Origin of the sequence: Labrenzia sp. CP4 (assembly GCF_001579905.1) — a bacterium.
GTDB classification, from domain to species: Bacteria; Pseudomonadota; Alphaproteobacteria; order Rhizobiales; family Stappiaceae; genus Roseibium; species Roseibium algicola.
In genome coordinates this window covers 4,853,489-4,880,218 of the sequence record NZ_CP011927.1, presented here as the reverse complement: position 1 = coordinate 4,880,218, position 26,730 = coordinate 4,853,489, and the positions used below count along the sequence as shown (strand labels likewise).

The following is a 26,730-nucleotide window of genomic DNA, read 5'->3' as shown; positions in this document are numbered from 1 at the left end:
TTCCATGCTCAAGAGAACTGCCCTTGCAGGGGCCTGATCATCTATGTGACCCAGAAGCTCCTTCCGGGTTTTGTGGATGTACTTCTGGAAATGGCAATCAGGAGTATAGCATGCCTTTTCGTCTTATTGCTGTGAAAGCTGTTGCCTGTAGGATTGCAACGTCGGGTCCGAAGGATTGGCAACCAGGGCCTTTTGCAGACTGAGCTGCGCTCCCGCCATGTCACCGACCGCCATCTTGATGCGTACCTGCATTACCCAGGCATTGATCATTTGCGGATCCAGCAGCGTGACTTCCTCAAAGGCTGCTATGGCTGCCGGGATATTGCGAAGAACGAGCGCAGTTCCACCAAGCACGAGCTGGGTCTCCGGAAAATCCGCCTTGTTCGCGAGTGACTGCTGCCATTCGGTTGTGGCTCTGGACGCAGCCTCGGCCATTTGGTCCGGCATATGGGCAATGGGAGCGCCGATCATGAGACGGGCCGCGGCAATCCGGACGGCTTTGACCGGATCACTCAAGGCAGGAATGATCCGCGGAAGCCGCTGGGTTGGCGGAACCGGTTGCTGTAACGCCAGCGCTCCGGCGCGGACGATTGGCTCCGGATCTGCCAAAAGGTCGGTGACGGCCTCGGCGATCTCCGGTGTCACAACAGGCAGCAGCAGGTCCAGCGCGCTCGCCCGCACGATGCCCGGGTAGCTTGCCTGATGGGCAACTGCCAGAAGGTCCGCGGCGTTCACGCCCGGGTTCTGCCGTGCCGCGGAAAAGATCTCCGCAAAATGCGGCCCACGGTGACGACTGTCCGGAAACCGCTTTTCAAGTTCTCCCGCCGCCCAGGCGGCAGACTTGTCGGCGTGGCAGTCGTTGCAGGCATTCGGCGTGCCGAGCTTTTCCGAAAGATCCGGCCGTGGAACGCGGAAGGAATGATCTCTTCGCCCGTCGATACCCATATAGACGCGCTCGATCATGTGGCAGGATTTGCACTCGGCGCCCGGCGTCTCCGGCTGATGGAAATGATGGGAAGGGTCGTCATAGAGCTTGCCCGTCAGCGACGGAAACGCCTCGTTGCCTGCGGGACTGTGGCATTGTGTGCAAACGGCGTTGCCTTCCGCGCGCAATTCTCCGCTGTGTGGCTCGTGGCAATTGCTGCAGCTCACGCCCTTGGCATACATCTTTGACTGCAGAAATGAGCCGTAGACATAGACCTCGTCAAGGATCTGCCCATCGGCGTGATAAAGGCCTTCGCGTAGTGGCGACAGGCGGTACGCATCATGGAACGGTGTGCCAGGCACAGGATTGCCGTCCTCAAAGGCTTCGCGGCGTGAATGACAACCTGCGCATTGCTGGATTTCCGCTTCCGGCTGGCCTTTTGCAAACACCGGCAGAAGACCGGTCGGTCCGGTTCCGGGGAAGGGGCTTTTGCCGTAGGTCTCCGGGTCTTTCGCCCAGGCAAGATGGGCTGCGCCCGGTCCGTGGCAGGCTTCGCATCCGACGCCGATTTCCGCCTGACTGCTGGAGTAGGTCCTGGTGCCGGGGTCATAATTCTTTTCAAAGCCGGTGGCGTGGCACTCGGCGCAGCGGGCGTTCCAGTTCTTGTAAGGTCCGGTCCAATGCAGCCCGTCTTCAGGCGGTGGAGCATCGTCTCCGTAAAGGTGGTACCAGCGCTTGTTCTGCTGGTCCCAGACCACGTCGAAAGACTGAACCCGTCCCGGTTCCGTTTCGACAAGATACTGTTGCAGCGGAGCAATTCCGTCGACGCCGATCACCTTGAATGTTTGCGTCTTACCCGGAACGTCGCTCGTCTCGATGAAATAGTCGCCGTCGCGTGCGAAGAAGCGGCTGGTGCGCCCCTTGTGCGTGAACTGCGAATTGTCGAAGTTCGCGTCGACCGTATCCGGTCCGGGCTCCATCCATGCCTTGGAATGGTGCGAAGCGCGCCAGGCGCCGGCTTCCGCCTCGTGGCAACCGGTACATGATGCTGTGCCGGCATAGTCCGGAACAGCGGCAGAAAGGTTTTCGGCTGCATTGGCACTCTGGAACCAGAGCACGGCAAGGAGCGCGACGAGCAAACGGGTGAACAACATTCTGTGCGCTCAAACCTCTCCGTCAAAGCCGCTGGGTAAAACGAGACGTCTGACTGCCGGCACTGCCTGGCGCTTGTGCAGGCTCCATGCGGAGAAGCTGCTGCCTACCGGCTGCTTCTCCGCACGGCTTCGTCTCGCCGATGCCTAGTCGAGGTCTGAACAGGGAACGACGTGTTTCTGGCCGGCAGCATCCGTTACCTGGCAACCATTGTCGCTGTTCGAACTGGCGATTGCAGATCCGACCAGCGCACCGGTTGCTGCGCCAACGGCCGCTCCGGCCAGGTAGCCGCCAGTCGGGCCGTAATAGGGGCGGCCGTAGTAGCCATGGCTGCTGTTGTTTTCCACGACCACGTTGTGGCCACCATGATACCCGCCGTGGTAACCGCCGTGATATCCTCCGTGGTAGCCCCCGTGATAACCGCCATGGTATCCGCCGCGGACAACGTCATGGGACATTGCGATCCCGCTGCTGCCGAGGAGCAGGGCAGCGCCAACACCAAGAAGTCTGATCGTGCGAAGCCTCATTCCTTTTCCTCCAGTTCCAGCGTTTCCTTGACGTCTTCCCAATAGGCGAGCCGCTCTTCACAGTTGATGCTTTCCAGATCGCGAGCAGAGCCAAAGCCGACGGAGGCCGCATAGTCGTAGGCGGCATCTTCACCGTGGTCGTAAAGGACGTGCACAAACAGGTGGCGGGCCTGGTCACGGAACGCCTTTTTCTGGTCGTCCGGCGTGCAGGCGTAGGCATTGCCGACATCCAGTCCGAGTGTCCGCATGCGCTCTTCCATGCGTTTTTGTATCTTTTGGGGATCGTGCGCCAGCGCCGGGCCGGCAAATGCCAGTCCTGTCATGAGGGCGAGGCAAAAAATTCTTTTCATGATCTATCCTTGCAGCTTGCATCGCTCTCGGCCAGTCCCTTCAGGACTCCGAGCCGGGCGCGGTGCACTCCAGTTGCTGTTCAATTCATGTGTCTTTTCCGGTTAATCTATTCCGGAAAGATCTGCTTCCAATCGTCTTTCATGCTGATGATATGCCAACCTTCCTTCGGGGCGTCGTCCAGCCCCTTGTTCAGCGACCCGAAATGGGTATCACGATCATAAGCATATTCTCTATCTGCATCATCATGATGGACAAACATGCCGAGGCGCTTGCCGGAACCGGCAGTCGTATATTGCAGCATCTGATAATCGCCGTCGGAATTGCCGAAGGCGGCCAACGGGCGTTTGCCTATGTGGGTCAGGATGCCGACGGGCTTGCCAGCCTTGTCGTCGACAAAGGCAATCTTGGGTGTCCGCATCAAGGTGGGAACGCCGTCGACGACGTCGTATTCAGTGACAATCGATGAGCCGACCACCTGCTCAGGCGGTATACCGTAGATCTCTTCGGTCCAAGGACGCATGAATTCGATGCCGCCACCGGAGACGATGAAGGTCTTGAAGTCGTTGGCACGCAGATAGGCGAGAAGTTCCAGCATCGGCTGATAGACAAGCTCGGTATAGGGCTTGTCGAATTTTGGGTGCTTGGCGGTTGCGATCCAGTCGGTGACCGTCTTTTCGAACTCATCCGTGCTCATCCCGGCATGAGTCGCTGCGACGATCTCCATCAATCCCTTTTCACCGGCCTTGCCGAGGGCTTCCATGTCGTTTTCCAGGACGGCCTGGAAAGGCTGGGTCGTCTTCCATTCCGGGTGGTCCGGTGCCATTGCCTTCACCCGGTCGAGCGCGAAAGCAAGCTGGGTGTACATGGGATGCTCGACCCACAAGGTGCCGTCATTGTCGAAGGTTGCGATCCGCTCTCCCGGTGCCACGAAATCCGCGCCACCTTCGCTCGTTACGGCTTCGACGAATTCGACGATCGCCTGCTTGTTCGCGCCATCGTTCCACGATGGCAGCGGGTCGGTTTGTGCAAGGGCACCCGATATCCAGACGCTTGCTCCCAACAGGCCGGAGACCATTGCGCCGAAGAGGAATTTGACCTTCATAGCTGCAACCTTCCAAATTCGTGTTGTTCAACGCGATGTCCGCCCCGGACGTCGCCGGGGCGGACACTCATTTACTTCGAAGATCAGTTGCCGGTTGGCAGGCCGATCGAGAAGCCGTCCTTGGCAAGAGCCTCCTGAACATATTTGAACCGCTGATACTGGCTGAGCGTGATCGGACCGGTATAGGTTTCCGACTGCAGCTTGCGCGGCGGATATTTGACGTAGGACTTCATGAGTTCCGTCACCTCGTTGTTGATCACCGGCAAATACCAGGTGCGTTCGGTGAAGTTGTTCATGAACATGTCATAGCGCTCCTGCGGATCGTCCAGCAGGTTGAACACCTGCGGAACAGTAGCAACATAGCTGTCGGGACCCTTCCAGCCAAGGTTGCTGTCGACTGCCAAGCCGCCGGTGGTTGCGCCATCGTCGCCGCGCAGGTTGAAAACGGCCTTGTAGTTGCCGACACGCGCTGCCCCTGGGGAAAGCTCGTTCTCGGTGAAATAGAACCACGCTTTGCGGCCGGAGTCTCCGGAACCTTCCCATACAGGTGTCATGTCGTAGCTGTCGAACATGATCGGCTGGCCTTCGCGGTCTTCGGTCGGCAGCGTAATGCCGGCGGCAGAAGCGAAAGTGGCCATCAGGTCGAGACCGCCGACAACAGCGGCACTTTTCGTGTCCGGTTTGACGTGACCGGGCCAGCGGACGATTGCCGGAACGCGGTTGCCGCCTTCACGCACGGTGCCCTTGGTGCCGCGGAACGGCGTGTAGCCGGCGTCCGGATAAACGTCCTGCCAGGCGCCGTTGTCCGTGGTCCAGAAGACAATCGTATTGTCGGAGAGACCGAGCTCGTCGAGTTTATTGACCAGATTGCCGATGCGGCTGTCCAGCTCGACGACGGAATCTGCATATTTGGTCTTGGAGATTGATTTTCCTTCAAACTCCGGCGCCGGCATGTTCGGCTGGTGCACCTTCATGAAGTTGACGTTGATGAAGAACGGCGTATCGGGCTTTTTGGCGGCTTCTTCCAGAAACTCGAGCCCCGCCTTTTCAACGTAGCCATCGAAATAGGGAATGCCGACCACACCCTTGTCCGGCGTATCGACGTATTGGCCGTTGATCTTGAAGTCCTCTGTCGGTTTTTCACCGGCCTTGCCGGAGAGGGACCCCTTTGTGACCTTCGCGAACATCTCGCGCAGGTCCTTCGGCATATCCGGGAACCAGGTCGGATCGGCATAGGTGTAGGCGTTGAGGTGGTAAAGACCGACGTATTTCATCACGTCATAGCCCTGGGCATTTGGCAGCGCGTAGTCCGCTTCACCAAGGTGCCATTTGCCGGTGAAATAGGTGTCGTAGCCACCGGTCTTCAGAACCGACGCCAATGTCCACTCGGCAGCGGGAAGGCCGCCACCCTGGCCCTGGAAGGCCACCGTTGTCATGCCGGACCGGTTGGGAATACGGCCTGTCTGCATGGCGGCACGTCCCGGCGTGCAGCTGGGCTGGGCGTAGAAATGCGTGAACATCATGCCGTCGTCAGCCAGCTTGTCGATGTTCGGCGTCGGCATGCCGCGGGCTTCACCACCCAGATACGGGCCAGTGTCGCCGTAGCCGGTGTCGTCCGACACAATGAAGAGGATGTTGGGCTTCTTTGCGTCTTGCGCGAAGGCGACACCTGACAGCGCTGTGCAGGCCATGCCTGCGACCGCCAGTCCGGTTACTATTCTGGTCAACATACCTAATGGCTCCTTTTTGGACCATTCGTGGAGTAGGCCGATGACGGCCCGTCGATAGGTGTGCTTCCTGTCAGGAAGCTTGAAATTTCCCGTTCGAGTTCTTCAATTACGGAGCGATAGTCGGCAGCCTTTGCTTCATCGTTCTGCCAGCGTTCGAGGGCGCAACATGCGGTTGCGTAGTCCTCGCACAGTGACAAGAAGGCAGGATGAGAGTTGCAGAGGCGGCGGACAGCAAGTTCGTCCACGTTGAAACGACGCATGATGAGAGGTGCTGTCGGCATGACGACATTGCCCCGTTGTCGATGGCTCCAGGAAAATTCCACCAAGATTACCTACGGGATTCAAGCCACTTACAAGGTATGAACAGGTACGAACAGGAGTCTTATGCAATCTGTTGTTCGTCTTTTTGCGTTAAGTCACCTGTTAAAGATGACAAAGCTCATGGCATTGGACTATCGTTCGGTTAAAGTTATTTTCCGGCACTTTCAGGGGGAAAGATGCGGACTGGCAGGCAACAAATAGTTGCAGCGGGAGATGTGGAGGAGTTCGATTGCCCGGCCCGCGTTCGGGAGGAACTATCCCGTGTCCTGCAAAGCGATCATTTTCACGCAACCCCCAAGCGCCGCGCCATGTTGACGTTCCTGATCGAGGAAGCGTTGGCCGGGCGCGCGGACACTTTGAAGGGCTACGCTATCGGATTGGCTGTCTTCGGTCGTGACGAGAGCTTCGATCCGCAGTCAGATCCGATCGTGCGTCTGGAGGCTCGCCGTCTGCGCCATGATCTGGACAGCTACTATATTGCCGAAGGTGCGCGAAATCCGATCCGGATTTCCATTCCCAAGGGCCAGTATGCACCTAAGTTTCATGACAATCTGGCCAGTGTAACTGCACGGGACGGCTCGACCACCGGCAACGGCGAGACGGCGGATTCTCATGTGCCGGAAGAGATCAAAGCGCCACCAAGACCTCCACGAACCTCGCCCAGGCTGCCTTGGCTGGTTGCCGGAGGAGCAGTCCTGTTGGCACTCCTGGCTCTTGGAGCGCTTGTCGTGATGCAATTCCTGCCGGTACAGCAGCAGCGTCTCGAGGCTTCGAAACCGTCCGTGATGGTTCTTCCATTCAGCGTGACGTCGACGGATCCAGAACAACAGATACTGGCGGCGGGTATTGCCGAGCAGATCATGACTGCCCTGAGCCGGTTTCCGGACTTCCGTATTTTCTGGCCCCCCGTCGGAACTAAGACAGCCGAAACCTTTGACCCGGTTGAAATCGGCCGGCAGGAAAACGTCTCTTTCCTGATTACCGGGTCTGTCGGATCGGAAGACGGGCTCATCCGTGTCAGTGCGAAACTGGTGCACAGCTCCAGCAAGCGGGTGCTCTGGTCGGGCAGCTACGATCGCATTCGCAGCCGAACAACGCTGCTGGAAATCGAAAAAAGCATCGCCTCGGAAATCGCGACCATTGCCGGTCAGCCCTACGGTGTTATCAAGTCGGAACTTGCCGGTAGCCTGCCTGTCGGAAGTGAACCGAGCAACGACAGTTTCGAATGTGTACTGCGTGGCTACGTCTATCGCAGGAACTTTTCAAGGCAACTGCACGCAACAGTCCAGGAGTGCCTGAACAGCGCAGTCAAACGTGACCCGGGTTATGTCGAAGCCTGGGCCATGCTGGGCTGGCTCTACCTGGATTCTGCACGCTTCGGTTTGGTCGCAGTCGGAAAAAAGGAACTTGCCTTCGACAGCGCCCTGAACGCCGCGTCACATGCCCTCAGTCTCGATGGCGACAACATTCTCGCACTCAAGGCGCTTTCCTCGATCAATCATTACATGGGAAATATCGAGGAAGGGGAAAGGCTCGCCAAGAAAGCGCTCGATCTCAATCCCAACGATCCGGACACGCTGGCTCAACTGGGCTGGCGACTGGCCGTGGTGGGCAAGTTCGAGGAAGGCATTCCTTATCTGGAAAAGGCGATCGAGCGTACGCGGAACGCGCCTGGATGGTATTTTCACCTGATTGCCATAAACCACATGCTGAACGGCCGCTACGCCGAGATGCTGACGGCCGCGAAGAAGGGTGTTCTGGATGGATCAGGGGTGAGCTGGTGCCTCGTTGCTGTTGCCCAATCGAAACTTGGCAACAAGGCGGCAGCTCGTGCTGCGTTGGAAAAGATGGCGGACGTTTCTCCCGGCCTACGCCGTGACCCAGGTACTTTCCTGCGCTCCCATCAGGCGAGCGAGCAGATTGTCAGTTCCCTGATGGCAGGACTGAAAGAAGCAGGCTGGACCGCCGCTGCCGGACAGTGAGGTTCGGCATTTTTTAAATTAGTAAAGGTCGTCGGCTGGCGAAGCAGCTCGGAAGCTTTCCGGGACGGTTGTGCTGTTTGCGGCAGCCGTTCCGGAAAGCGTGTTCTGAACTAGTTGCGGGCGGTTAGCAGCCCGGTGTCATCGAAGTGCCTTCGGACATTTCGCCTGCGCAAGCGTCCGGGTCGCCATCCGGGCCCTGGTCTACTGAACTCAGGCCGCCGATCGGAGGCGCCGCGCTACCGTTCTCCAGGCCGTCGCCGGACTGGTTGCTGGATTGGCAGCCGCCCAGGGCCAGAAGCGAAATCAGAAAGGCAGCGGAGAAAAATCTTACAATCATATTGGTCACTCGCATGCGCCGCAGATGGCGGGAGTTGGAAGGCGGGGCGCAAGTACGTGCTTTTCGCGTAATGAACTTCTTGCGCTCGTATTGATTGTCACGATTTTTTGTTTTGCTGCAATAGCCCCATCGGTCCCGGCGCCCGATTTATCTGGCGGTTTGCGTTCTGAGGGGGGCTTTTGTCAGTCACCGGCCACGAAGTAATGAAGCGTGCCGTCAGGACCGATGCCGACGCGATAAAACGTCCAGGCTCCGAAATCCTGCATTTCAGCAAAGTCGCCTGCGGTAACGATCCGGAATAACTCCACTTTCTGATCAGGTGTCAGATCGTGAAGGGGGTAACGGGCAAAATACGGCCAGAGATACATTTCCTGGGGTGTGCCTGCATCTACATGCAAGAACCCTGCATCCATGATGTCGGCGAGAATGGCCAGGATCTCGAAGCCTTCGCCGTCACCGGAGATTTCCTTCAGAAAGTCTATCGGGTCCTCGATTTGCCCGAACGAGACCGTAGGCGGCAGTTCGTTGCTCTCGAACACCATGCGCAGCCGTTCCATGTTGCCCGAAAGCGCTGCTTCCTTCAGCTGGGCCTGCATGCGCTGCACAGGCTTCGGCAGATAGGACGTGCTGTAGAGCACCTGAGGCAACTCGGCGCTGGCCGGCGCAGGTGCTTTGGAACCTTCTGCGGCTGCCGGCTCTCCAGTTTCAGGCGCTGCGAGGTCTTCCGCCGGAATTGCGGGTGCATTTTCAGGCTCGGACGGCGCAACCGGAATTGTTTCCACCTGGACAGTCTTGGCGAAACCAGGGGCTGCGAGCGCTGTGCTCGCCAGAAGACCGGCGGCAATAACCGCAGCCTGATAAATCCGACTCATGAAAGTTCCTCGTTTATCCGCACCTGCCAGCTCCCGTCGTATCACACCGGAACAAGCAGGCATCGCCCCGCGTCTTTCCTTAAACAATTCATGCGAGACTGAAAACATCGGGACTGGAATTTCCTCTTGTCTTGTCACGACGCCGCGGGGCCGCTATCGAGAGGTCCGTTCGCTTTAAAAGTAATATCAAGGGTCTAGAAAAGGACCGGCCGTGTCGTTTTTCGAATATGCGCTGATCGGGTTTTTTGTTGGCATTATCACAACAGCCCCGGTTGGTCCTGTAAACATCATGGCCATTCAACACGCCGTGCATGGCGGGTTTCGACAGGGTGTCTTCGTGGGGCTGGGGGCTGTCGTTGCCGACACCATCTTTGCGGCTGCTGCGATTTTCGGCATCTCCGCGGTCACCAATTTCATCGAAGGCCAGTTCGACCTCATCGAGATCGTCGGCGGAGCTCTGCTGATCATTTTCGGCATCAAGATCTGGAACACCCATCCGCATCTGACCCGGAACGGCAATCCGAGAGAACATGGATTTTTGGCCGATGCCACCGCAGCCTTTTTCATGGCGATCACCAATCCGGGTGCAGTGCTTGCCTTCGTGGCGATATTTGGTGGTCTCGGAGACTATCGCCCCCAAACGGGGGATCATTTCGGCGCATTGGTGATGGTTGCCGGTGTCACGGCAGGGGCGACCACTTGGTGGGTGCTGGTCTCGGCGTCCGTTTCACACTTCAAGTCGCGCATCGACGATCTCTGGCTGGATCGTGCCAACCATATTGCCGGATTTCTGCTGGTCGTGTTCGGCGCGCTGATCTATCTCAAGCTGGCGCTCGAAGCGGCAGGCGTTGGGCTGATCACGTAGCACGGGCCTAGCGTAAATACACCTGAATCAAAAAGGCCGGGCGACCGGCCTCTTCAGAATGCGTGTCGTGAGCGTGCGTTTTACTGAAGTACGCGGTTCACTGTGTAGTCGCCCTGCAGGATGCGGTCCGGCAGGCCTTCAGCCAATTTGGCCACGGCATCTTCACCATAGGCAGCAACCAGATCCGCAAGTGCAGTGAACATCGCCGCGTGAGCGACGGCGTCCGCATCTACACCATTGGCGATGGCTTCGGCCCAGGCGTCGGAAATGAAGCCGAGTGCAGCACGTCTGATGTCTTCGTCTTCAGCAAATTCGGCTTCCATTGCCGCGTCGGCGTAATCGTCGTTTATCATTCGCTTCCTTACCGGTCCTTCCCGAACGCAAGAGGGACAACTCCCGCGTGTTCCTGCCCCGAATCTTGAGTAATGATCCTAGCACGGCGAACCGCGCTGATAAGTAACCGTGAACGCAAACTTAACGGCCACCCACAAATTTGATTCAAAAGGTTAACCAACTCGTAACGATTTGAAGATTTCTGCGAAAATTACCGACCATAGCGACTGGTGACGTCGCTGATGATGACCTCGCCTTCGCTCAAGTACTGTCCCATTGCGAGACGGGCAGCCTCTGTGCACTCTCGGTAAGCAACTGAGAAACCACGATAACCCTGGTTAAATCGCTCAATGAACCTTCGGCGGCGATTCTCGTCCAGCGTTTCAGCGTCCAGGAAATCTTCCATGCGGTCACGCCAGCTCGGGTTATCGCTTTCCTTGCACAGCGGTCGCAGGAAATGCAGCGCTCCGAATATCTCCGACAGACGCATGAGTTGCTGTTCGTAAGGGGGCGCGTCGATCGCGGTTTCCTGCGCCGATACAACCTGCACCGGGCACATGGCCGCAAGGACCAGAACAACAGCAGTCCGGGACAGGAAAACGTGCATTCGGCGTTTGATCATGGGCGGATCATGCTGAACCCGGCGCCGCACCGCAAGCACTATGGCAAGTTGATCCAAAGATTAGAGGTCTGGTTGCTTGGCTGAAGGGATAGCCAGGTGCCGCCGAATGCGGTCCGGCGTACCAGGTGTGGTCAGCAGCCCGTCGAGATCTTCCAGGCCGACCCAGTCGAGCGCCGCGGCATCATCGGCGGCAACTGCAGTTCCCGATACATAAGGCCCACAAAAGACGGTCAGGATGAAGTGCGTGACGACACGGCCGTCATCATCTCTCTGGATGGAATCGAAGGTCTCGACAGGCTCGCTGATCGCCGCAGTGACACCGGTTTCCTCCAGCAGTTCACGCGCGGCCGCTTCCTGAAGGGTCTCCCCAAGCTCGATCACTCCACCAGGCAAACTCCAGTGATCCTTGAAAGGAGGCCTGCCGCGCTTCACCAGCAGGGCACGGCCATCACGATGGCACAGGACACTGACACTGGCGCGTGGCGCTTCCGGATAAAACCTGGACATGGAACCTCGGCGGACGGAAAGACGGCTGATTCTGTCCGGGCACAATAAGCCCCAAGGCGTTATGCGAACAGAGCGTCGATTTCCGCCTGTGCGCCTTCGCCTTCGTGCTGAGTCGCTTCGGGTTCCACATGGCCGTGGATGACGGCACCGGCAACGGCTATCAGCGGCTTGATTTCGTTCGTGGCCCGGTCGGCAATGTCAGTCGCGATCATTGCGGGATCCGGTGTCTCGCGCAGCTGGTCCTGAATCTTGCCCACGAGCCTGTTGATGCCCGCAACCTGTTTTTCCAGGTGTTCGCGCAAGAAGTTCGGGGCGGCATGATAGGCCATGATGGCCAGGTTCTTGTCCTTGAAACTCGAGTTCTCGAAATGGCCCTCATAGTCGAGCGGCTCCCACTCCAGAACATCTTCGGCGCAATCCGGCATATCCGGCAGCATTTCCAGAAGCATCATGACTTCATTGAAATGGTTGAGATAATCGGTCGCCAAACCGGTTTGGGGATTAATGTTTGCCTGTTCCAGCCTTTCGGCTGCCAGCTCCCCGGCGCCCAAAACTGGATGCAAACATTCCATACCGGTCCCCCTGTTATTGACTTGGGGCCTACGGTACTTCTTTTTTATTTCCAATTGCCTAACTTGGCGGAACCCTGTTTGCCCCGCTTCAGGGGCCCCAACCGGAGTAAAACGATGTGCGGCCGCCTGGCTCTGACGACACCACCGGATGCTGTGCGCAGCTTCTTCGACTATGTCGATCAGCCCAATTTTCCGCCGCGATACAACATTGCGCCAACCCAGCCGCTGGCCATCGTGCGGCAGACGCTCGACGGCACACGCCGCTTTCATCTTGTGCGTTGGGGCTTGATGCCGCCCTGGGTCAAGGACCCGGCAAGCTTCACGCTTCTGATCAATGCCCGGGCGGAAACAGCGTCGCAAAAACCGTCGTTCCGCAATGCCATGCGTCATCACAGGTGCCTCGTGCCGGCGTCCGGCTTTTACGAGTGGCGTCGCACGCCGGAAGGCAAGCAGCCTTTCTGGATCCGTCCGGCGGAGGGCGACGTCATGGGCTTTGCCGGCCTTTGGGAAACCTGGTCGGATCCCGATGGCGGTGACATCGACACGGGCGCAATCCTGACGATCCAGTCCAACCGGATGATGTCTGCGATCCATCACCGGATGCCGGTGATCCTGAAACGGGAAGATTTCGGAACGTGGCTGGATGTTGCCAACGTCGACAGGCGTGAAGCCGAAAAGCTGCTGCAGCCGGTAGAAGACGATTTTCTGGTCGCGACGCCGGTTTCCAACCGGGTGAACAAGGTCGCCAATGACGATGCTGATGTGCAGCGCGAGATATCGCCGGAAGAAATGTCGGTGCCCTTGAAAAAGGTTGCCAAGCCGTCAGCTGCGGGGAAATCGCAGGAGGACAAGAACCAGCTCGATCTGTTCTGAACCGTCGCAGGCATCAGAATTGCCGTGCAAAAGTCGGCTCATGGCTGTAGGGCAGGGGCGCAGCCGCAAGGATGGATCATGAGCAACGACGACACGCCTGAATTTGAGCTAGACGAGGCCTTGGAAGACGACGCATCGGAGAACGAAGCGTTGGCCGAAGCCTATAATCGAGGTCTCGCCCTGCAGAAATCGGGCGATCTGGCAGGTGCCGCGCAGGCCTATCGCGAAGCCCTTGCGCTGGATCCGGACGACCCGGGCGGTGTCAGCATTCGTCTGGCGGCAATCGGTGCGGAAGCCGCCCCTCAGAAAATGCCGGATGCCTATGTCGCGACCCTATTCGATCAGCACGCTGATGTGTTCGACGACATTCTGGTCGATGAGCTTGGTTACTGCGTGCCTCTGCTGGTTCGCGATCTCGTCCAGAAGCTTGAGATTGGCCCATTCGATCGATTGCTCGACCTCGGCTGCGGCACGGGTCTTACAGGTATGGCTCTTGCCGATTGCACTGGCCACCGGACCGGCGTCGATCTCTCCGAGCGGATCGTTGAACTTGCCTATGACCGGGAAGTCTATGACGACCTTTATGTGGGCGAGGCCGTCGCATTCCTTGAGGAGTTCGAGGAAGACGATGGCTCTCGTCCCAGCTGGGACATGATCGCGGCAACCGACGTGTTTCCCTATCTGGGGGCGGTTGAACCATTTCTTGCCGGTGCAGTTGACCGTCTGAAACCGCGCGGTTACCTGGCTTTCTCCACCGAAACCCTGTCTGAAGAAGCACTTGAAGGGCGTCCCTACATGGTCGGGCCGAAAAGCCGGTTTGCGCAAGGGGAAGGCTATATTCGCTCATCTCTGGATGCGGCGGGCTTCGACATTCTCGCGATGGACCCCATCACCGTTCGTCTCGAGGACGGAGATCCTGTCCCCGGGCACCTTGTGATTGCGCGGCTGCGCTAGAGCCCATGCGCTGAAGAGCATTTTTTCGGTTCGATATTCAACGGGAAGGCCAGGGATCATCTGCCGTTCCATCATGGCCGATGGCACGGCAGACTATCGCCTTTCCGTCAGTCAGCCCTTTGCATGCACAGATAGGGTTCACCGTCGGACGTTCGCTTGACGGCAACACCGTCACCGTTGATCAAAACGACGACCCGACTGCGAAAAGCAGAAAAACTGTCGAAGGTGACCACATCCACGGGCGTGTCGAACTTGATGGTCACCCGGTATTGGCCTGCAGGACCAACCCGTGTCAGCGACAGCACCTCTCCTTCGAAAGGCTGCTTCATGTAGGTGCCCGAGACACGGTTGCCGACGGCAAACTGCATCTGGTTTGGTCTTGCGGCTGTCGCGGATACGGTGTTCCAGTCCTTGAAGCCGTATTGGGCGGACAGGAGTTCGAGCGCCTGGCTGTGGGAGATATCCTGCCCCTTGGCAGCTAGCGCGGCGCGCAGGCGCTTGGCCTGTGCTTTGAGATTGGCAACGCTGGGCAGCGTCATGGGATTACCTTTCCAAGAAAGGCAGGCGGTAAGGTGTTCGCCAATTGGCGGCGACCCTTCATGGGGCCCGCGTTGCCATCAGCCTGCACTGTCTCGTGAAGGTCGATCAAAGCTGCAAGATGTCTTGCGCAAGGGAATTCACCATGGCCGAAGCCTGCGGGCGGCCGGATCCCTCAAACCGGCGCAAGGCATACGCCCCGGTTCGAGGTCTGTCAACGCGGCAAAAAGAAAGCCGCTGGCGCGGCTTCAAGGAGAGGGAGGTTAAGATGAAACACCCGGCGGTTCTTACCGCCTGAGTTCGACCGCGCCCCGTCGGACGCAGAAGGGTGATTGCCCTGAATTGGGGGCAGGGCAATCGCGGAGACGGGCAAGCCCGCCGCCGCAGGTTTTCCGAGGGAGGGGTGTCCCCGGAAACAGATCAGGCGTGGACCAGCCGCTTCAGGAGTTCGACTTCCTGTGCAAGGGCCTTGTCCTTGGACACCATGTCCTCGATCTTGCGGACCGCATGCAACACGGTGGTGTGATCACGGTTGCCGAACCGCCGGCCGATTTCCGGCAGCGAGCGTCCGGTCATCACCTTGGCGATATACATCGCGATCTGGCGCGGACGGACCAATGTGCGCGCCCGGCACGACGACAGGAGATCCGCCTTGGTAACGCTGAAATGCTTGCACACCACCTGCTGGATCTCTTCCACCTTGATGGAGCGCGGCTCGCCGATCCGCACCAGGTCGTGCAGGGTCTTTTCCGCCAGGTCCATCGTCACCGGCTGTTTTGTCAGCTGGTTGTGAGCGAACAGGCGATTGAGAGCGCCTTCCAGATCGCGGGCCGAAGCGATCACGTAGCGCGCGATGTAGTCGGCTACATCTTCGGGAACGGAGAAGCCCGGATGTGTGCGACGCGCTGCGGTGATCCGCTTCTTCAGGATATCGTGGCGCAGCGCATAATCGGTTGACTGGATGCCGACGACTTCACCTTTCTGGATCCGGTAGCGCAGCGCATCGCCAAGCGTATCGAGGTCTTCAGGCGAGCGGTCGGCTGCCATGATGATCTGGGTCGGCGACTCCATGAGCAGTTCCAGCGTCTTGCTGAACTCGTCCGCGGCCTGCTTGCCATGCAGGAACTGGAGATCGTCAACTAGGAGCAGGTCGATGGAGCGCATTGCCTGGCGCAGCACCGGGAAGGCCGGCGTTCTGAGAGCAGGCACCAGGTGGTACATGAAGAATTCAGCCGACAGATAGGCAACCTGCCGTCCCGTCTTGCGAGCTTCGGCCGCCGCTGCCTGCAGCAGGTGGGTTTTGCCGATGCCGGTGGACGAATGGATATAGAGCAAGTCCAGCGTGCCCTGGTGGCCGGCAGCCATCTGGCGCACGGCGGCACAGGCAAGGCTGTTCGAAGCGCCTTCGGCAAAGGTGTCGAAGGTCAGTTTCGGATTGAGAGACGCACCGTTCAGGAAATCCGCCGCCGCATCCTCGTTGCTGTCCGCAAGGCACGGAATGACCGACATGCCATGGGACGCGCCGAATTGGGGCGTGCTGCTGAAGGGGCCGGGACGGCCGCTGATCCGCCGGGCGGAGATCGCCTTGGGGGCAAGACCGACATTGAGTTGACGAGGACGCAGAGCACCGCGAACGGTTAGCTCGATACGGTTGATATCGTCCTGCTCACGTTTCCAGAGTCCGACGAGCTGCTTCTCGTAGTTGTTCTGGATCCAGTTTTTCAGGAAGCGGGTGGGTACCGACAGGCGGACTGCATCGCCCGTGGTTTCTTCGTGGTTTACTCTGCCGAACCAGTTGGAAAATACATCGTCACCGAGCTCGTTTCTCAGTTCCTTTTTCACACGATCCCATTGATCCGAACCAGCTAAGTTCTGAACCTGCATTGTGGCCTCCATTGGAGGGACCGTTTGGAACCGCTCCCCCCCGTGCACTGTCTATGAGCAACGACGTTCCGCCTCGCTGCCCGTTTCTTTCGTTAGGTCTTTTGCCCATTTTGGGTCTCCAGACCGGATGGCTTATTAGCGCCTATGAAACACCATTAACCTTTTGCTTACCATATTTACAAATAGCTTATTTTTATGAGGTCATAGACGTTTCATATTGTAATTTTTGTAGATGACGGGCACTGCGCATGTAAATTTTACATAGCGAATCTTGCGTTTCGTCATCGTCAGGACATGCCGCAAGTCCCGACCCAGTTTTTCTCCTGTCGCTGTTTCCGCTCTGCCTGTGAGCTTGAAGACGATTTTAGGAAAAATTTAACTTTTCAGGATTTTTTCTGCGAGTTTTCAAAAGGACGCTGTCAAATTAAGAAGTTTAGCCAAGGAAAAAGCCGGCTTAAATCGAAAGATAATGTCGTTTATGACAGGGGTGCGTACGCGCCGGTTCACCCGTGACATGGTGACTGAATCGGCTAACGTTCCACCTAACCGGTCTGGCAGGTCCGTATGGTGGTGGAAGCTGGGGAAAATGGGGGGCCTGAAAACAGGCTTTATGACCGGCAAAACCAGAACCCGGACCTGGTTGCCGTTCCCGTAAACTGCTGACAGATCAGGATCCTGACCGTATCAATGCATACGTTGATGGGGCATTCGTATTTGGCAGATCGAACGAACCTTATCCCCAGCACCGAAGAAACTTCGGCAACCTGCAAGTTTTGACAATTGATCCCTTGAGGCTGTTGCGGGCGGGGCAGGCCTCCCCGGCACTAGGTGCTTTTACATAGCTGAGACCTGGCGCTTTCCAAGTAGAGATCAGTAAATCACGAAGTTCGGCTACGCCGACGTGGCGAAACCGGCTTGGGGTGCGCCGGCTCCGCAGCTTGTCAGCTCAAGTTGTCGTCTTGAAAACATTCGCAACAGTCGAGAACAGATTGTTTCTGTTCGTGTGCACATCTATCGGAAACTTTGGGCCGGTGTTCTCCCAGATGGGCGCGTCGTTGGGCAGGCCGGGACCCCGTTGCACCGAAACGAGGCCAAAGCCGTCGTTGTCCCAGTATCCGTTGGGGAAACCGGGCGCAGGCGGGCCGCCCCACCAGGTGTAGATGTTGGGGGCTTCAGGCTGGTTCCACAGTTCATCGCAATATTCGAAGTAGTAAAGCCCGATACAAAGCGGATGAGCAAAGGCCTGAGGCAGCATTTTCTGCGCAACTTGCGCCGCCTTGCTGCAGGTCTGATCGTCGGCATAAATGGTTCCGGGATTGTTCGGGTCCCGGTGACTGGTTGCCGGCATGCCCCACTCGGTGAAGAGAACGGGTTTCAACGCCTTTGGCGGCAGGCTGCCGTAGTCCTTGAAGATGCTTTCAAAGGTCTCGGTCTGGTAGGTGTTGACGCCCCAGAAGTCGATGCTCGGGCAGTTCTCCATGTAGGAGGACGCCTTCAGGGGAATGTTCGGGTCGTCGTGGGTGGCCATGCCGGCCAGCTTGCCAGGAGCTTCTTCCTTGACGATGGCTGCCATTTTCTCCACCTGGCCCCACCAGAAAGTGGCCCATTCCGGATTGTTGTAGCAAACGTCGGCGCCGTCCTGTTCGTTCTGAATGGTGAACCCCATCACCGCCGGATGATCTGCTACGGATCTGACGGTCTCCCGCAGGACATTCGTCCAGTAGTCGATCTCTACCTGTGAGGCCTGGTCGTATTGGGTCTTCCAGAACATCGTGGCAGGCAAGGGGATGCCGACCAGGACGGACCGGCGCATCTTTGCTTCTGGCGGAGCAGACTTGTCCCAGGCCAGGTCCAGAAAGTTCTTATGCGTGAAATAGTGGCCGTTGTCCCAGGGGGAAGGGAAGGTTCCGTTGCCTTCCAGCTGCCGTGACAGCATGCAGTAGACCCGTAGTGCATTGTTGTGGAGGTTTCTGAAATTGGGGAAGTCGCGGGACAGCAAGGGTGACCAGCTGGAAATGAAAGTGGAGCCTGCTTCGAAGTCGTCCCAATACCAGTCACCCAGGGCGGGGGCATAGGAGTTGGAACCGTTGATCGGGGCAGGGGAATAGCAGACCCCTTTCAATTTGACCTTCTCGGTCGTGGGCTGTTGTCCGTCTTCGGTGAGTTCGCAGTAAAGATTTGCGGTTCCATTGCTGTCGACGGAACATGTCCATTTGGTTGTCGTCATGGTGGGTCGCCTGAAATAAAGGGTTTTTGCGGAAGTCTTGCGCTCAGAAATGAGATACTTTTTCGTGCAATCTCACAATAATGCAACCAAAGAGTGCTGAATAAAGCTTTAAGAATACATCCCTCATTGAAGCGGATTTGGAATGCAGACCACGCTGGCAAAGCCGCTTTGACTTGAGAGGTTCGGACAGCAAAAAAATGCCGGCGCTTTTGGCACCGGCACTTCTTGTTTGTCGATATCTGCCGATGACCGGCTTTCAAACGTGCGGACGTAATGTCTGCCTTCAAGAGCAGGCGAAGCGCCCTAGAGAACGCGGCCCGGGTTCAACAGTCCCTTGGGGTCGAATGCGTCCTTGATCCGCTTCATGAGATCCAGCTCAATCCCCTGCTTGACGTCCTTCAGGAGATCGCGCTTGAGGCGGCCGATGCCATGCTCTGCGGAGATGCTGCCGCCGAACTCGCCGACGATGCCATGAACAATGGTGTTCATCTCATCCCATTTCGCCAGGTAGCCTTCCTTGTCGGCGCCCACCGGCTGGCTGACATTGAAGTGGATATTGCCGTCGCCGATATGACCGAACGGAACAGGCCGGCATCCGGGCACGAAGTCCTCTACCGCGGCCATGGCCTTGTCCAGGAAGTTCGGGATCGAGGCAACCGGCACGGAAACGTCATGCTTGATCGAGCCACCCTCGGGCTTCTGCACTTCCGACATCCCGTGGCGGATGTGCCAGAAATCCTGAACCTGGGTCAGGTTCTGGGCAAAGGCGGCGTCTTCCACCAGGCCTTCTTCAAATGCTTCGCCGAGAATGCTTTCCATCAGGTCCCGCACCGGAAAGGCTTCAGAACCACTGGACAGCTCCATCAGCACGTACCAGGCATGTTCGCCCTCTAGCGGGTCTCGTGCGCCTTCCAGGTGGCGCAGGCAGAATTCGACGCCAACGCGCGGCATGATTTCAAAGCCGGTCAGAACCGGTCCGGCCTGTGCCTTGGCAAGGGTGAACAGCTTGAGGGCGGCGTGCGGGTCCGGCAGGCCGACAAAAGCGGCCTCAAGCTTCTTGGGCCTGGGGAAAAGTTTCAGCGCTGCGGCTGTAATGATGCCCAGAGTACCTTCACCACCGATAAATAATTGTTTCAAATCATAACCGGTATTGTCCTTGCGCAGGGTTCTGAGACCGTTCCAGATCTCCCCTGTCGGCAGCACCACCTCGAGGCCCAGAACCAGATCGCGTGTGTTGCCATAGGCCAGAACGGCGGTGCCGCCCGCGTTCGTGGAAATGTTGCCGCCGATCTGGCAGGAGCCCTGCGCCCCGAGCGCAAGCGGGAACAACCTGTCGACGTTTTCAGCTTCATTCTGAAGCGTCTCCAGCACCACACCGGCCTCGGCCGTAATGGTGAAGCCGGCCGGATCTACCGCACGAACCTTGTTGAGGCGTGACAGCGAAAGGACGATTTCATCCCCGGTTTCCTGCGGAATCTGGCCACCGACAAGGCCAGTGTTGCCGCCTTGCGGCACGACCTTGAGATCGTTCTGATACGCATAGGTCATGACGGCGCTCACCTCTTCGGTGCTGCCCGGGCGCAGCACCATGGGAGTGACGCCCTGATACAGGTCGCGCCATTCGGTGAGGTAGGGAGCCTGGTCGTCCGGACTTGTCAGAACGTTGGCTGCGCCGATCATCTCGGCGAAGCGGTCGGCATGGGCAGTACGCTCCATGAGCGGGGTCCTCGTGAAGTTTGACAGTAAAATTCGGGCGCCAACATAGTGTCTGAAAGCGCTGGCGTCGACGGTTCATTCCGTCACCGTGTCTCTTGAAGGAACAAACCCCTTGTGCCATAGGAAGCCAGCCCGCTGGGGTGGTATTGGAATTCTTTCGGAGACGACGATGGCGGAAACGCGCGGACTGATGAATGGCAAACGCGGCCTGATCATGGGTGTGGCGAACAACAAGTCAATTGCCTGGGGCATTGCCAAAGCACTGGCCGACGCGGGAGCTGAACTGGCTCTGACCTACCAGGGTGATGCGTTGAAGAAGCGCGTGGAGCCACTGGCAGACCAGTTGAACGCCATTGTTGTCGGCCATTGCGACGTGACCGATGGCGCCTCCATCGATGCGGTCTTCAAGACGCTGGAAGACAAATGGGGCAAGATCGATTTTCTCGTCCATGCCGTTGCCTTCTCCGACAAATCCGAACTGACCGGCCGTTTCGTCGATACGTCTTCCGATAACTTCGCCCGCACCATGGACATTTCCTGCTACTCGCTGACGGCTGTCACCCAGCGCGCCGAGAAGCTGATGCCCGACGGTGGTTCCATTCTGACGCTGACCTATTACGGCGCCGAGAAGGTTATGCCGCATTATAATGTCATGGGCGTTGCCAAGGCCGCGCTGGAAACCAGCGTGAAGTATCTGGCGATGGACCTCGGCCCGCAGAACATTCGCGTCAACGCGATTTCCGCTGGGCCGATCAAGACGCTGGCTGCCTCCGGTATCGGCGACTTCCGCTACATTCTGAAGTGGAACGAATACAACTCTCCTCTGCGCCGCACGGTGACGATCGAGGAAGTCGGCGACAGCGCGTTGTTCCTGGTGTCAGACCTCGGCCGTGGTGTTACCGGCGAGATCCAGCACGTTGACTGCGGCTACAACATTGTCGGCATGAAGGCGGTGGACGCCCCGGACATTTCCGTCGTCAAGGATTGACCGTTTCGAATGGCCGGTTTCGCACCGGCCATTTTCATATTGTCCGGCCCCGCCCGCCAGGGGTGATCCCGCATACCGGAAACTGAAATGACATCTGTGCTGAGTGCCCCGAAATCCGACCTGCTGCCCAGGCTGCACGATCCGGAGTTCCTGATCTTTGTCCGCCATGGCCAGACGGACTGGAACTTCGAAGGGCGCATGCAGGGGCAAAGGGACATTCCGCTGAACGACACGGGGCGCGGCCAGGCTAGCGGCAACGGCAAGCGTCTCAAAGCGTTTCTGGAGCAGGAGATGATCGATCCCGCCGGTCTGGATTTCGTATCCTCACCGCTCCACCGCACGCGCTCGACAATGGAGTTGCTGCGCCAGTCCATGGACCTTTCGGTGGAGGCCTACCGCCTTGAGGATCAACTCAAGGAGATCACCTTCGGCGACTGGGAAGGCTTCACGCTGGAAGAACTGGCAGAGGAAGAGCAGGATCTGATTCTGCAGCGCCGCGCCGACAAGTGGGGCTTCGTTCCCCCCAAGGGCGAAAGCTACAAGATGTTGGCCGAGCGTATCGGGCGCTGGCTGGTGACCGTTGATCGGCCTTCGGTCGTCGTGTCGCATGGCGGTGTCTTCCGCGTCCTGCGCGGCTTGCTGGAAGGGCTGGACACGGTTTCTGTTCCCAAGCTGGATGTGCCGCAGGACAAGGTCTTTGTCTGGCGTAAGGGCGCTTTCGAGATCGTTTGACAGCCCCTTCGTCGGCGTTCGATTGTAGCTTGCGACAGCCTGTTGCAGGTCTGCATGCGGGAAAGATCTGTCTGCGGAACTCACCAATCCAGTCTTGAAACAAGCCGGAACCAATCCGCCATATCAAAGATCTGCGGCATTCCTCCATTGGCTCAGTAGATACCCTGGGCATACAGGGAAATCTTCGCTTTTGCGACAACGCTATTGGCAGCTTGTCCCATGAGGGTGGCGTAATTCCTGAGCGTCGCACGGTCGGCCTTCTGCTTGTTGGTGCAGACAAAGGTCATCACGCTTCCCCATTCCCGTTCCGGCTCGTAGCCGAACTTGCTCAGGCCATAAAGCTCACGCCCTGTCACGATGAAGAAGCCGCGTCCGTAATCGTAAATTTCACCCGGATTGCGGATCTTGGTAACGAGACAGAATTTCTTGTGGGTGTGAATCGCCCCCAGGATCCAGCAGTCGTTGATGCACACCGACCAGCGTGCAAGCTTCTGGACATTGATTGGAAGACCGGGGGTCAGGTTGAAATGCGTCGGGTCTTCCAGGTTGAAGCGCCGGTAAAGCTGTTGGGTCTGCGCCAGTCTCCCGACATACATCTCGCCACCGGAACGGGCGACTTTGTCGTAGACGGCCCACGCGGTGTGTCTTGATATGTGTGACAGGCTGATCTTGCTGTTTGCATCGCCAGGTGATTCAAATTGGGTCCGGTTGGTGTCCCAGGGGTTCTGCCTCAGTTCGTTCAGCTCATAGTGATTGTAGGAAAGTGTCAGTAGATCCTGATCGAAAGCGGTTCTTGAATACGTCATTTCGGTTTCCTCTGGTACAACGGGCCATGAGCGTTTGCTGTTCGAAATGTACGCATGTGAAGGCCGCTTTACGTGTGACCTTGGGCACTGCAAAGGAGCCCCCGACCATCCGTGCCTCAGGCTTGTCCAGTGATGGTGATCGGGCGAAGCAGCTGCGGCGTAGATGTTTACAGCGATTGCGAGGGAACCTGGAGACAATCCGGGTCAGGTGCCGTGTCCGCCAATGAATTTTATAGCGAACTGCCAAGCTTTTCAGATTTCAGCACGGTCGGGGATCTGGCCGATTACCGGCCGGTGCCGGACGACTGGTACGTTCTTGCTGCCGACATAGTTCGCTCCAGCGATGCGGTCGCACAGGGCCGGTACAAGGAAGTCAACATGGTTGGCGCCGCGGTGATCGCCGCGGTGTTGAACCGGATCGGCAGCGACCGTGTACCGTTTGTCTTCGGCGGAGATGGCGCGATGCTGGTCGTGTCCGAACACGATGTCGAGGCAGCCAGCGACGCGCTGGCCGGTGTTGTCGGTCTGGCACGCCAGGTCATGGAGCTGGAGCTGCGCGCCGCTGCAATTCCGGTCGCTCATCTGCGGGATCTTGGGGGCGACGTCCGTGTGCGCAAGTACCAGCTCAGCCCGGGCAATCACCTGGCCATGATCCTGGGGGATGGCCTGGCCGTCGCGGACAATATTCTGAAAGATCCGGAAAAAGCACGTCCGTTTGAGATCTCTCTCCCCGATGCCGCGTTACCGCCGCTCGATGGGCTTTCCTGCAGATGGGAACCGCTTCCTTCACGAAACGGACACATCGTTTCCCTGATCGTCAAGCCGACCGGACGTATTCCAATGCAGGATGTCCTGCGGGGGCTGGCCGATAAACTCGGCTATGATCCCTCGAGGGATGACAGCCGGATGAGACTGGCGGACAAGACGCGTCTTCGTTTTCGCTTTCCACCAACCGGCACGCGTCATGAGGTGCGCCTGGGCTCACCGGGAAAAGACTTTCGCGGATGGGCAAAGGCGTTGCTGGAGGCGATGGTCTTCGTCGTCAGCTATCACACGGGCTGGCGCATCGGCCCTTTTGACCCGAAACGATACTTTCCCGAACTTGGCCTCAACACTGACCATCGCAAGGTCGGCGACAGCCTTCAGCTCGTGCTGGATCTGACACCGGAGCAGTTTGCAGGGGTCGAAGACTATCTGAAAGCTGGTTATGCCGCCGGGGATCTGGTGTTCGGGCTGCATGTGTCCACGTCCGCTCTGATGACCTGCTTTGTCGAGGATATCGGCAAAAGCCGGCATATCCATTTCGTCGACGGGGCTGACGGCGGGTTTTCTCTGGCAGCTGCCGAATTCAAGAAACGGCAGGCGAACATGGTTCCGAAGGCGGTTGGTCAGGCCTGACTGCGCAGCGCGCCGTGCCGTTCCAGGGCGGGCATTGGGTGTGCAAAATTCTGTTTCAGGATCATCATCGCAAGGTCGCTGTCGGGAACGGCCTTTGATATGAGGAACCCCTGGATGACGTCGCATCCGTGGCGTTTCAGCCAGTCACGCTCGCCTTCGGTTTCCACACCTTCGGCAAGGACACTGATGTCGAGGCTCTTGGCAAGATTGATCAACGCACTGGTGAATTTCTGCAGGGCGGGGTCGGCATCGACGCCGGAAATGAAGCTCCTGTCGATCTTGACCCGGTCAACCTTCAGATCGCGCAGGCTCGAAATGCTTGAATGGCCGGTTCCAAAGTCGTCCAGTTCGATGAAGAACCCCAGTTCCGACAGGCGGGCGATATTCTGCTTGATGGGGGTGGCCGTGATTTCGTCGATCATCACCGCTTCCAGGATTTCCAGGCTGACATCTGCAGGCTGAAGTCCCAGGTCAAGCACCTGCCTGTGGAGCGCATCCACCGCCTTGGCGCTTGTCAGCAGACTGGCGGTCACGTTCAGGCCCAGATGTATGGCTGGCCTCGTCTTGCCGCTCAGGCTGGCGGCAAACTTCAGCGCCCGGCTGCGCACGGCCTCCTCGATCTCCTCCAGATACCCGACTTCCATTGCGGCGGGCAGGAAAGCGCCTGGATACCGGATCTCGTCTTCATCAATCCACCGGGCGAGGGCTTCTGCGCCGACAACTTCGCCCGTGTGAATATTCACCTGCGGTTGGAACCAGGCAACGATATTGCCGTTCTTGAGCGCATTCTGCAGCTCTTTGGCAATCTCGTCACTTTCCTCGAAGGCAGCGCGCATTGCAGGGGTGAAGCGATCGAACTTGCGCGGCCCCTTTTGCTTGGCCGCTCTCAGGGCCAGAGCCGCATCGGTCAGCAAATGATCGAAGACCTGCTCGCCCGGACTGCTGATGAAGATGCCCGCATTCGCCTCGATGGCCGACCTGTTGTTGCCGATGATCCGGTCGGTCGCAATTTCCTGGAGAAGTGTGAAAGCCAGTTGCTCGAACTGCGCCGCCTTCTTGAGGCGCGGACGCAGAAACAGGAACTCCGTTCCACCTGTCCGGCACAGGAAGTCTTCCGGTTCCGCGTGCTGGGTCAGCTGTTCGGCCACCTGGCGCAGAAGTGAATCGCCGTTGTGGTCCCCGAACCGGTCGTTCACCTTCTTGAACTGGCGCAGGTCTATCAGGATTGCACCCGTGCGCGTTCTCGGCTCTGCCGGTGGCAGGTTGCGTATCGTATTCAAAAGGGCGCGGCGGTTCGGCAGTCCGGTCAGGGGGTCGTGAAATCCGAGATTTTCGAATTCCTGCTGCGTCCTGTCGGCAAGTGCGCGCGACAGGGCGATGGCAATTGCAAAAGCTGCAACAATGACCAGTCCGCCGACAAGTCCGGCAAGTGTAACCGCAAACAGTGTCTCGGATCGCTGCCTCTGCAGGTCCATCAGGAGATAATCGACGGTGGACTGCCAAAGGTCGAACGCGGCACTGACCAGGGCAGGCTGCATCTCCACCACGGGCTGGGCGATGACATCCGCCCCCTTTGAGGCGGTGATTGTGGAAGAGAGCAGTTTCGAACCTGCGGTCTGAAAGGCGACGTTCGTTGTCCGGAAGGCTCTCGCCTGTTTTTGCAGGAGATCGGCTTGCTCACCGGTCAGGTCGTTAAAGTAATCAACCGTGTCCCGCGATGCCCCGTCGGCGGCAATCTTGTACTGGCCTCCCTGCACGGGGATCAGCATCTTGTCCCAGACGTTGATCTCGCCCCGGCTGGAAATGCTTTTCGCATTGCTTGCCATGATCGCGGATTCGATCACAACGGTCGGCATGGTGTCGGTGATCAGATGCGGAAGTTTTGCGGTCTCGAAAGATGAAGTCGAACTCAGCCTGGTGACCTGGGAGATCATCGAGGCGAGGATACGGGCCTGCCGAAGTGCGAGCGGAATGTTGCCTTCGTTCAGGAAGGTGTCGAGCGGCTGAACGAGGTCGGCGGAAAGCTCATTTCCCCCGAGAGTTTCCAGGCGTTCGCGCAGTTGGACCGGCGTCTCCCTGATCTTGCCGGTGAGCGCTTTCTCCTGCATCAGCGGCCCGAGTGCCTCGATCAGGTGCAGCCCGGCCAGGCTGTGGTCGATTGAGTTGACCTTCTCGAATTTATTATGAAACCAGAGTGAGGCAAAGAGCAGGCTGGGTGCCAGCAGAAATACGATCAGTCCAGTCAGCCAGCCCCTGATCCGCAACGTTTTGCCTCTTGGTGTTTATTAGATCCCAACGTGTAATAACGGTAGAGGTTTAAGGATTAGCAAATCAAGGGTCGAATTTTTGCGAACGGTTCGCGCGATTTCCTAGGTCGTTAATTCAAGACATCGTGAAACGCGTACCAAGGACGTCAG

Annotated in this window: 25 protein-coding genes; 7 read left to right on the top strand and 18 right to left on the bottom strand. The window is 58.1% G+C overall.

The features are described from left to right. Positions 1-123: 123 nt before the first annotated feature. The 6 genes from ACP90_RS22330 to ACP90_RS22305 all read right to left on the bottom strand — a co-directional run bounded on the left by ACP90_RS22330 (position 124) and on the right by ACP90_RS22305 (position 6,068). Positions 124-2,079, bottom strand: a complete 1,956-nt coding sequence (locus ACP90_RS22330) for a multiheme c-type cytochrome (RefSeq protein WP_062490143.1) — start codon at positions 2,077-2,079, stop codon at positions 124-126. A 144-nt stretch (positions 2,080-2,223) separates the two neighbouring features. After that, positions 2,224-2,604, bottom strand: coding sequence for a hypothetical protein (locus ACP90_RS22325; RefSeq protein ID WP_055657981.1), 381 nt, complete (start codon positions 2,602-2,604; stop codon positions 2,224-2,226). Continuing rightward, positions 2,601-2,954: a hypothetical protein gene (locus ACP90_RS22320; protein WP_145915829.1), complete on the bottom strand. Its 354-nt coding sequence runs from the start codon at positions 2,952-2,954 to the stop codon at positions 2,601-2,603. Before ACP90_RS22320 ends, ACP90_RS22325 begins: the two co-directional genes overlap by 4 nt. Positions 2,955-3,061: 107 nt before the next feature. After that, positions 3,062-4,030, bottom strand: coding sequence for an HAD family hydrolase (locus ACP90_RS22315; RefSeq protein ID WP_082809949.1), 969 nt, complete (start codon positions 4,028-4,030; stop codon positions 3,062-3,064). Positions 4,031-4,140: 110 nt separating this feature from the next. Then, positions 4,141-5,748 carry an arylsulfatase gene (locus ACP90_RS22310; protein WP_082809831.1) on the bottom strand — a complete coding sequence of 536 codons (1,608 nt, stop codon included), beginning with the start codon at positions 5,746-5,748 and terminating at the stop codon, positions 4,141-4,143. Between the two features lie 41 nt (positions 5,749-5,789). Then, on the bottom strand, positions 5,790-6,068 hold the full coding sequence (locus ACP90_RS22305) for a hypothetical protein (RefSeq protein WP_062490138.1): 279 nt from the start codon (positions 6,066-6,068) through the stop codon (positions 5,790-5,792). Positions 6,069-6,323: 255 nt separating this feature from the next. Between ACP90_RS22305 and ACP90_RS22300 the strand changes: the two genes are divergently transcribed. Next, positions 6,324-8,090 (top strand): hypothetical protein, encoded by a 1,767-nt coding sequence (locus ACP90_RS22300; protein ID WP_145915828.1) that lies wholly within the window; start codon positions 6,324-6,326, stop codon positions 8,088-8,090. 124 nt (positions 8,091-8,214) lie between these two features. Here the strand turns inward: ACP90_RS22300 and ACP90_RS22295 are convergent, their stop codons facing one another. Continuing rightward, positions 8,215-8,427, bottom strand: a complete 213-nt coding sequence (locus ACP90_RS22295) for a hypothetical protein (protein WP_077290667.1) — start codon at positions 8,425-8,427, stop codon at positions 8,215-8,217. Positions 8,428-8,609: 182 nt separating this feature from the next. Further along, positions 8,610-9,299 (bottom strand): hypothetical protein, encoded by a 690-nt coding sequence (locus ACP90_RS22290; RefSeq protein WP_062490132.1) that lies wholly within the window; start codon positions 9,297-9,299, stop codon positions 8,610-8,612. A gap of 211 nt (positions 9,300-9,510) precedes the next feature. Between ACP90_RS22290 and ACP90_RS22285 the strand changes: the two genes are divergently transcribed. Beyond that, positions 9,511-10,164, top strand: coding sequence for a LysE family transporter (locus ACP90_RS22285; RefSeq protein WP_023001887.1), 654 nt, complete (start codon positions 9,511-9,513; stop codon positions 10,162-10,164). A gap of 80 nt (positions 10,165-10,244) precedes the next feature. Here ACP90_RS22285 and ACP90_RS22280 read toward each other — a convergent pair whose 3' ends face one another. From ACP90_RS22280 to ACP90_RS22265, 4 genes are all read right to left on the bottom strand, one after another. Further along, a complete protein-coding gene (locus ACP90_RS22280; protein ID WP_006933467.1) occupies positions 10,245-10,517 on the bottom strand; it encodes a hypothetical protein in 273 nt (90 codons plus the stop codon). 191 nt (positions 10,518-10,708) lie between these two features. Further along, positions 10,709-11,119, bottom strand: coding sequence for a TIGR02301 family protein (locus ACP90_RS22275; RefSeq protein WP_062490130.1), 411 nt, complete (start codon positions 11,117-11,119; stop codon positions 10,709-10,711). A 60-nt stretch (positions 11,120-11,179) separates the two neighbouring features. Further along, positions 11,180-11,626 carry an NUDIX hydrolase gene (locus tag ACP90_RS22270; protein WP_062490129.1) on the bottom strand — a complete coding sequence of 149 codons (447 nt, stop codon included), beginning with the start codon at positions 11,624-11,626 and terminating at the stop codon, positions 11,180-11,182. Between the two features lie 59 nt (positions 11,627-11,685). Next, positions 11,686-12,198: a hypothetical protein gene (locus ACP90_RS22265; RefSeq protein WP_031269690.1), complete on the bottom strand. Its 513-nt coding sequence runs from the start codon at positions 12,196-12,198 to the stop codon at positions 11,686-11,688. Between the two features lie 114 nt (positions 12,199-12,312). Here ACP90_RS22265 and ACP90_RS22260 point away from each other — a divergent pair, with 114 nt between their 5' ends. Then, complete coding sequence (locus tag ACP90_RS22260) at positions 12,313-13,071, top strand: SOS response-associated peptidase (RefSeq protein WP_062490128.1); 759 nt, start codon at positions 12,313-12,315, stop codon at positions 13,069-13,071. A 78-nt stretch (positions 13,072-13,149) separates the two neighbouring features. Then, positions 13,150-14,025 (top strand): methyltransferase, encoded by an 876-nt coding sequence (locus ACP90_RS22255; protein WP_062490126.1) that lies wholly within the window; start codon positions 13,150-13,152, stop codon positions 14,023-14,025. A gap of 107 nt (positions 14,026-14,132) precedes the next feature. Here the strand turns inward: ACP90_RS22255 and ACP90_RS22250 are convergent, their stop codons facing one another. The 4 genes from ACP90_RS22250 to ACP90_RS22230 form a co-directional block, all read right to left on the bottom strand. Then, entirely contained in the window at positions 14,133-14,564 is a 432-nt protein-coding gene (locus ACP90_RS22250) for a glyoxalase superfamily protein (protein WP_062490125.1), read from the bottom strand. 418 nt (positions 14,565-14,982) lie between these two features. Further along, positions 14,983-16,446, bottom strand: a complete 1,464-nt coding sequence (dnaA, locus tag ACP90_RS22240) for a chromosomal replication initiator protein DnaA (RefSeq protein ID WP_062491873.1) — start codon at positions 16,444-16,446, stop codon at positions 14,983-14,985. Between the two features lie 946 nt (positions 16,447-17,392). After that, positions 17,393-18,673 carry a hypothetical protein gene (locus ACP90_RS22235; RefSeq protein WP_062490122.1) on the bottom strand — a complete coding sequence of 427 codons (1,281 nt, stop codon included), beginning with the start codon at positions 18,671-18,673 and terminating at the stop codon, positions 17,393-17,395. Between the two features lie 303 nt (positions 18,674-18,976). Next, the gene (locus ACP90_RS22230; protein ID WP_062490120.1) at positions 18,977-20,389 is read right to left on the bottom strand and encodes an FAD-binding oxidoreductase; all 1,413 of its coding nucleotides are present in this window, start codon (positions 20,387-20,389) and stop codon (positions 18,977-18,979) included. A 169-nt stretch (positions 20,390-20,558) separates the two neighbouring features. On the opposite strand from ACP90_RS22230, the gene fabI reads away from it, so the two are divergent. Further along, positions 20,559-21,377, top strand: coding sequence for an enoyl-ACP reductase FabI (gene fabI, locus ACP90_RS22225; RefSeq protein ID WP_023001876.1), 819 nt, complete (start codon positions 20,559-20,561; stop codon positions 21,375-21,377). 87 nt (positions 21,378-21,464) lie between these two features. Continuing rightward, positions 21,465-22,109 (top strand): histidine phosphatase family protein, encoded by a 645-nt coding sequence (locus ACP90_RS22220; RefSeq protein ID WP_082809829.1) that lies wholly within the window; start codon positions 21,465-21,467, stop codon positions 22,107-22,109. 152 nt (positions 22,110-22,261) lie between these two features. Here the strand turns inward: ACP90_RS22220 and ACP90_RS22215 are convergent, their stop codons facing one another. Continuing rightward, positions 22,262-22,915 (bottom strand): hypothetical protein, encoded by a 654-nt coding sequence (locus tag ACP90_RS22215; RefSeq protein ID WP_062490119.1) that lies wholly within the window; start codon positions 22,913-22,915, stop codon positions 22,262-22,264. Positions 22,916-23,128: 213 nt separating this feature from the next. Here ACP90_RS22215 and ACP90_RS22210 point away from each other — a divergent pair, with 213 nt between their 5' ends. Further along, the gene (locus ACP90_RS22210; protein WP_208993385.1) at positions 23,129-24,313 is read left to right on the top strand and encodes a DUF3095 domain-containing protein; all 1,185 of its coding nucleotides are present in this window, start codon (positions 23,129-23,131) and stop codon (positions 24,311-24,313) included. On the opposite strand, the gene ACP90_RS22205 is transcribed toward ACP90_RS22210, so the two are convergent. Next, the gene (locus ACP90_RS22205; protein WP_062490117.1) at positions 24,304-26,577 is read right to left on the bottom strand and encodes a bifunctional diguanylate cyclase/phosphodiesterase; all 2,274 of its coding nucleotides are present in this window, start codon (positions 26,575-26,577) and stop codon (positions 24,304-24,306) included. The genes ACP90_RS22210 and ACP90_RS22205 overlap by 10 nt on opposite strands. Positions 26,578-26,730: the final 153 nt, after the last annotated feature.

What these genes read in the sequence shown, in the direction of transcription:
- ACP90_RS22290 (WP_062490132.1), bottom strand. Translation starts at nt 9,299, where the DNA reads ATGAGTCGGATTTATCAGGCTGCGGTTATTGCCGCCGGTCTTCTGGCG.
- ACP90_RS22295 (WP_077290667.1), bottom strand. Translation starts at nt 8,427, where the DNA reads ATGATTGTAAGATTTTTCTCCGCTGCCTTTCTGATTTCGCTTCTGGCC.
- ACP90_RS22315 (WP_082809949.1), bottom strand. Translation starts at nt 4,030, where the DNA reads ATGGTCTCCGGCCTGTTGGGAGCAAGCGTCTGGATATCGGGTGCCCTT.
- ACP90_RS22260 (WP_062490128.1), top strand. Translation starts at nt 12,313, where the DNA reads ATGTGCGGCCGCCTGGCTCTGACGACACCACCGGATGCTGTGCGCAGC.
- ACP90_RS22330 (WP_062490143.1), bottom strand. Translation starts at nt 2,079, where the DNA reads ATGTTGTTCACCCGTTTGCTCGTCGCGCTCCTTGCCGTGCTCTGGTTC.
- ACP90_RS22280 (WP_006933467.1), bottom strand. Translation starts at nt 10,517, where the DNA reads ATGATAAACGACGATTACGCCGACGCGGCAATGGAAGCCGAATTTGCT.
- ACP90_RS22305 (WP_062490138.1), bottom strand. Translation starts at nt 6,068, where the DNA reads ATGCCGACAGCACCTCTCATCATGCGTCGTTTCAACGTGGACGAACTT.
- ACP90_RS22275 (WP_062490130.1), bottom strand. Translation starts at nt 11,119, where the DNA reads ATGATCAAACGCCGAATGCACGTTTTCCTGTCCCGGACTGCTGTTGTT.
- ACP90_RS22250 (WP_062490125.1), bottom strand. Translation starts at nt 14,564, where the DNA reads ATGACGCTGCCCAGCGTTGCCAATCTCAAAGCACAGGCCAAGCGCCTG.
- ACP90_RS22255 (WP_062490126.1), top strand. Translation starts at nt 13,150, where the DNA reads ATGAGCAACGACGACACGCCTGAATTTGAGCTAGACGAGGCCTTGGAA.
- ACP90_RS22220 (WP_082809829.1), top strand. Translation starts at nt 21,465, where the DNA reads ATGACATCTGTGCTGAGTGCCCCGAAATCCGACCTGCTGCCCAGGCTG.
- ACP90_RS22310 (WP_082809831.1), bottom strand. Translation starts at nt 5,748, where the DNA reads ATGGCCTGCACAGCGCTGTCAGGTGTCGCCTTCGCGCAAGACGCAAAG.
- ACP90_RS22320 (WP_145915829.1), bottom strand. Translation starts at nt 2,954, where the DNA reads ATGAAAAGAATTTTTTGCCTCGCCCTCATGACAGGACTGGCATTTGCC.
- ACP90_RS22235 (WP_062490122.1), bottom strand. Translation starts at nt 18,673, where the DNA reads ATGACGACAACCAAATGGACATGTTCCGTCGACAGCAATGGAACCGCA.
- fabI (WP_023001876.1), top strand. Translation starts at nt 20,559, where the DNA reads ATGGCGGAAACGCGCGGACTGATGAATGGCAAACGCGGCCTGATCATG.
- ACP90_RS22325 (WP_055657981.1), bottom strand. Translation starts at nt 2,604, where the DNA reads ATGAGGCTTCGCACGATCAGACTTCTTGGTGTTGGCGCTGCCCTGCTC.
- ACP90_RS22215 (WP_062490119.1), bottom strand. Translation starts at nt 22,915, where the DNA reads ATGACGTATTCAAGAACCGCTTTCGATCAGGATCTACTGACACTTTCC.
- ACP90_RS22230 (WP_062490120.1), bottom strand. Translation starts at nt 20,389, where the DNA reads ATGGAGCGTACTGCCCATGCCGACCGCTTCGCCGAGATGATCGGCGCA.
- ACP90_RS22270 (WP_062490129.1), bottom strand. Translation starts at nt 11,626, where the DNA reads ATGTCCAGGTTTTATCCGGAAGCGCCACGCGCCAGTGTCAGTGTCCTG.
- dnaA (WP_062491873.1), bottom strand. Translation starts at nt 16,446, where the DNA reads ATGCAGGTTCAGAACTTAGCTGGTTCGGATCAATGGGATCGTGTGAAA.
- ACP90_RS22265 (WP_031269690.1), bottom strand. Translation starts at nt 12,198, where the DNA reads ATGGAATGTTTGCATCCAGTTTTGGGCGCCGGGGAGCTGGCAGCCGAA.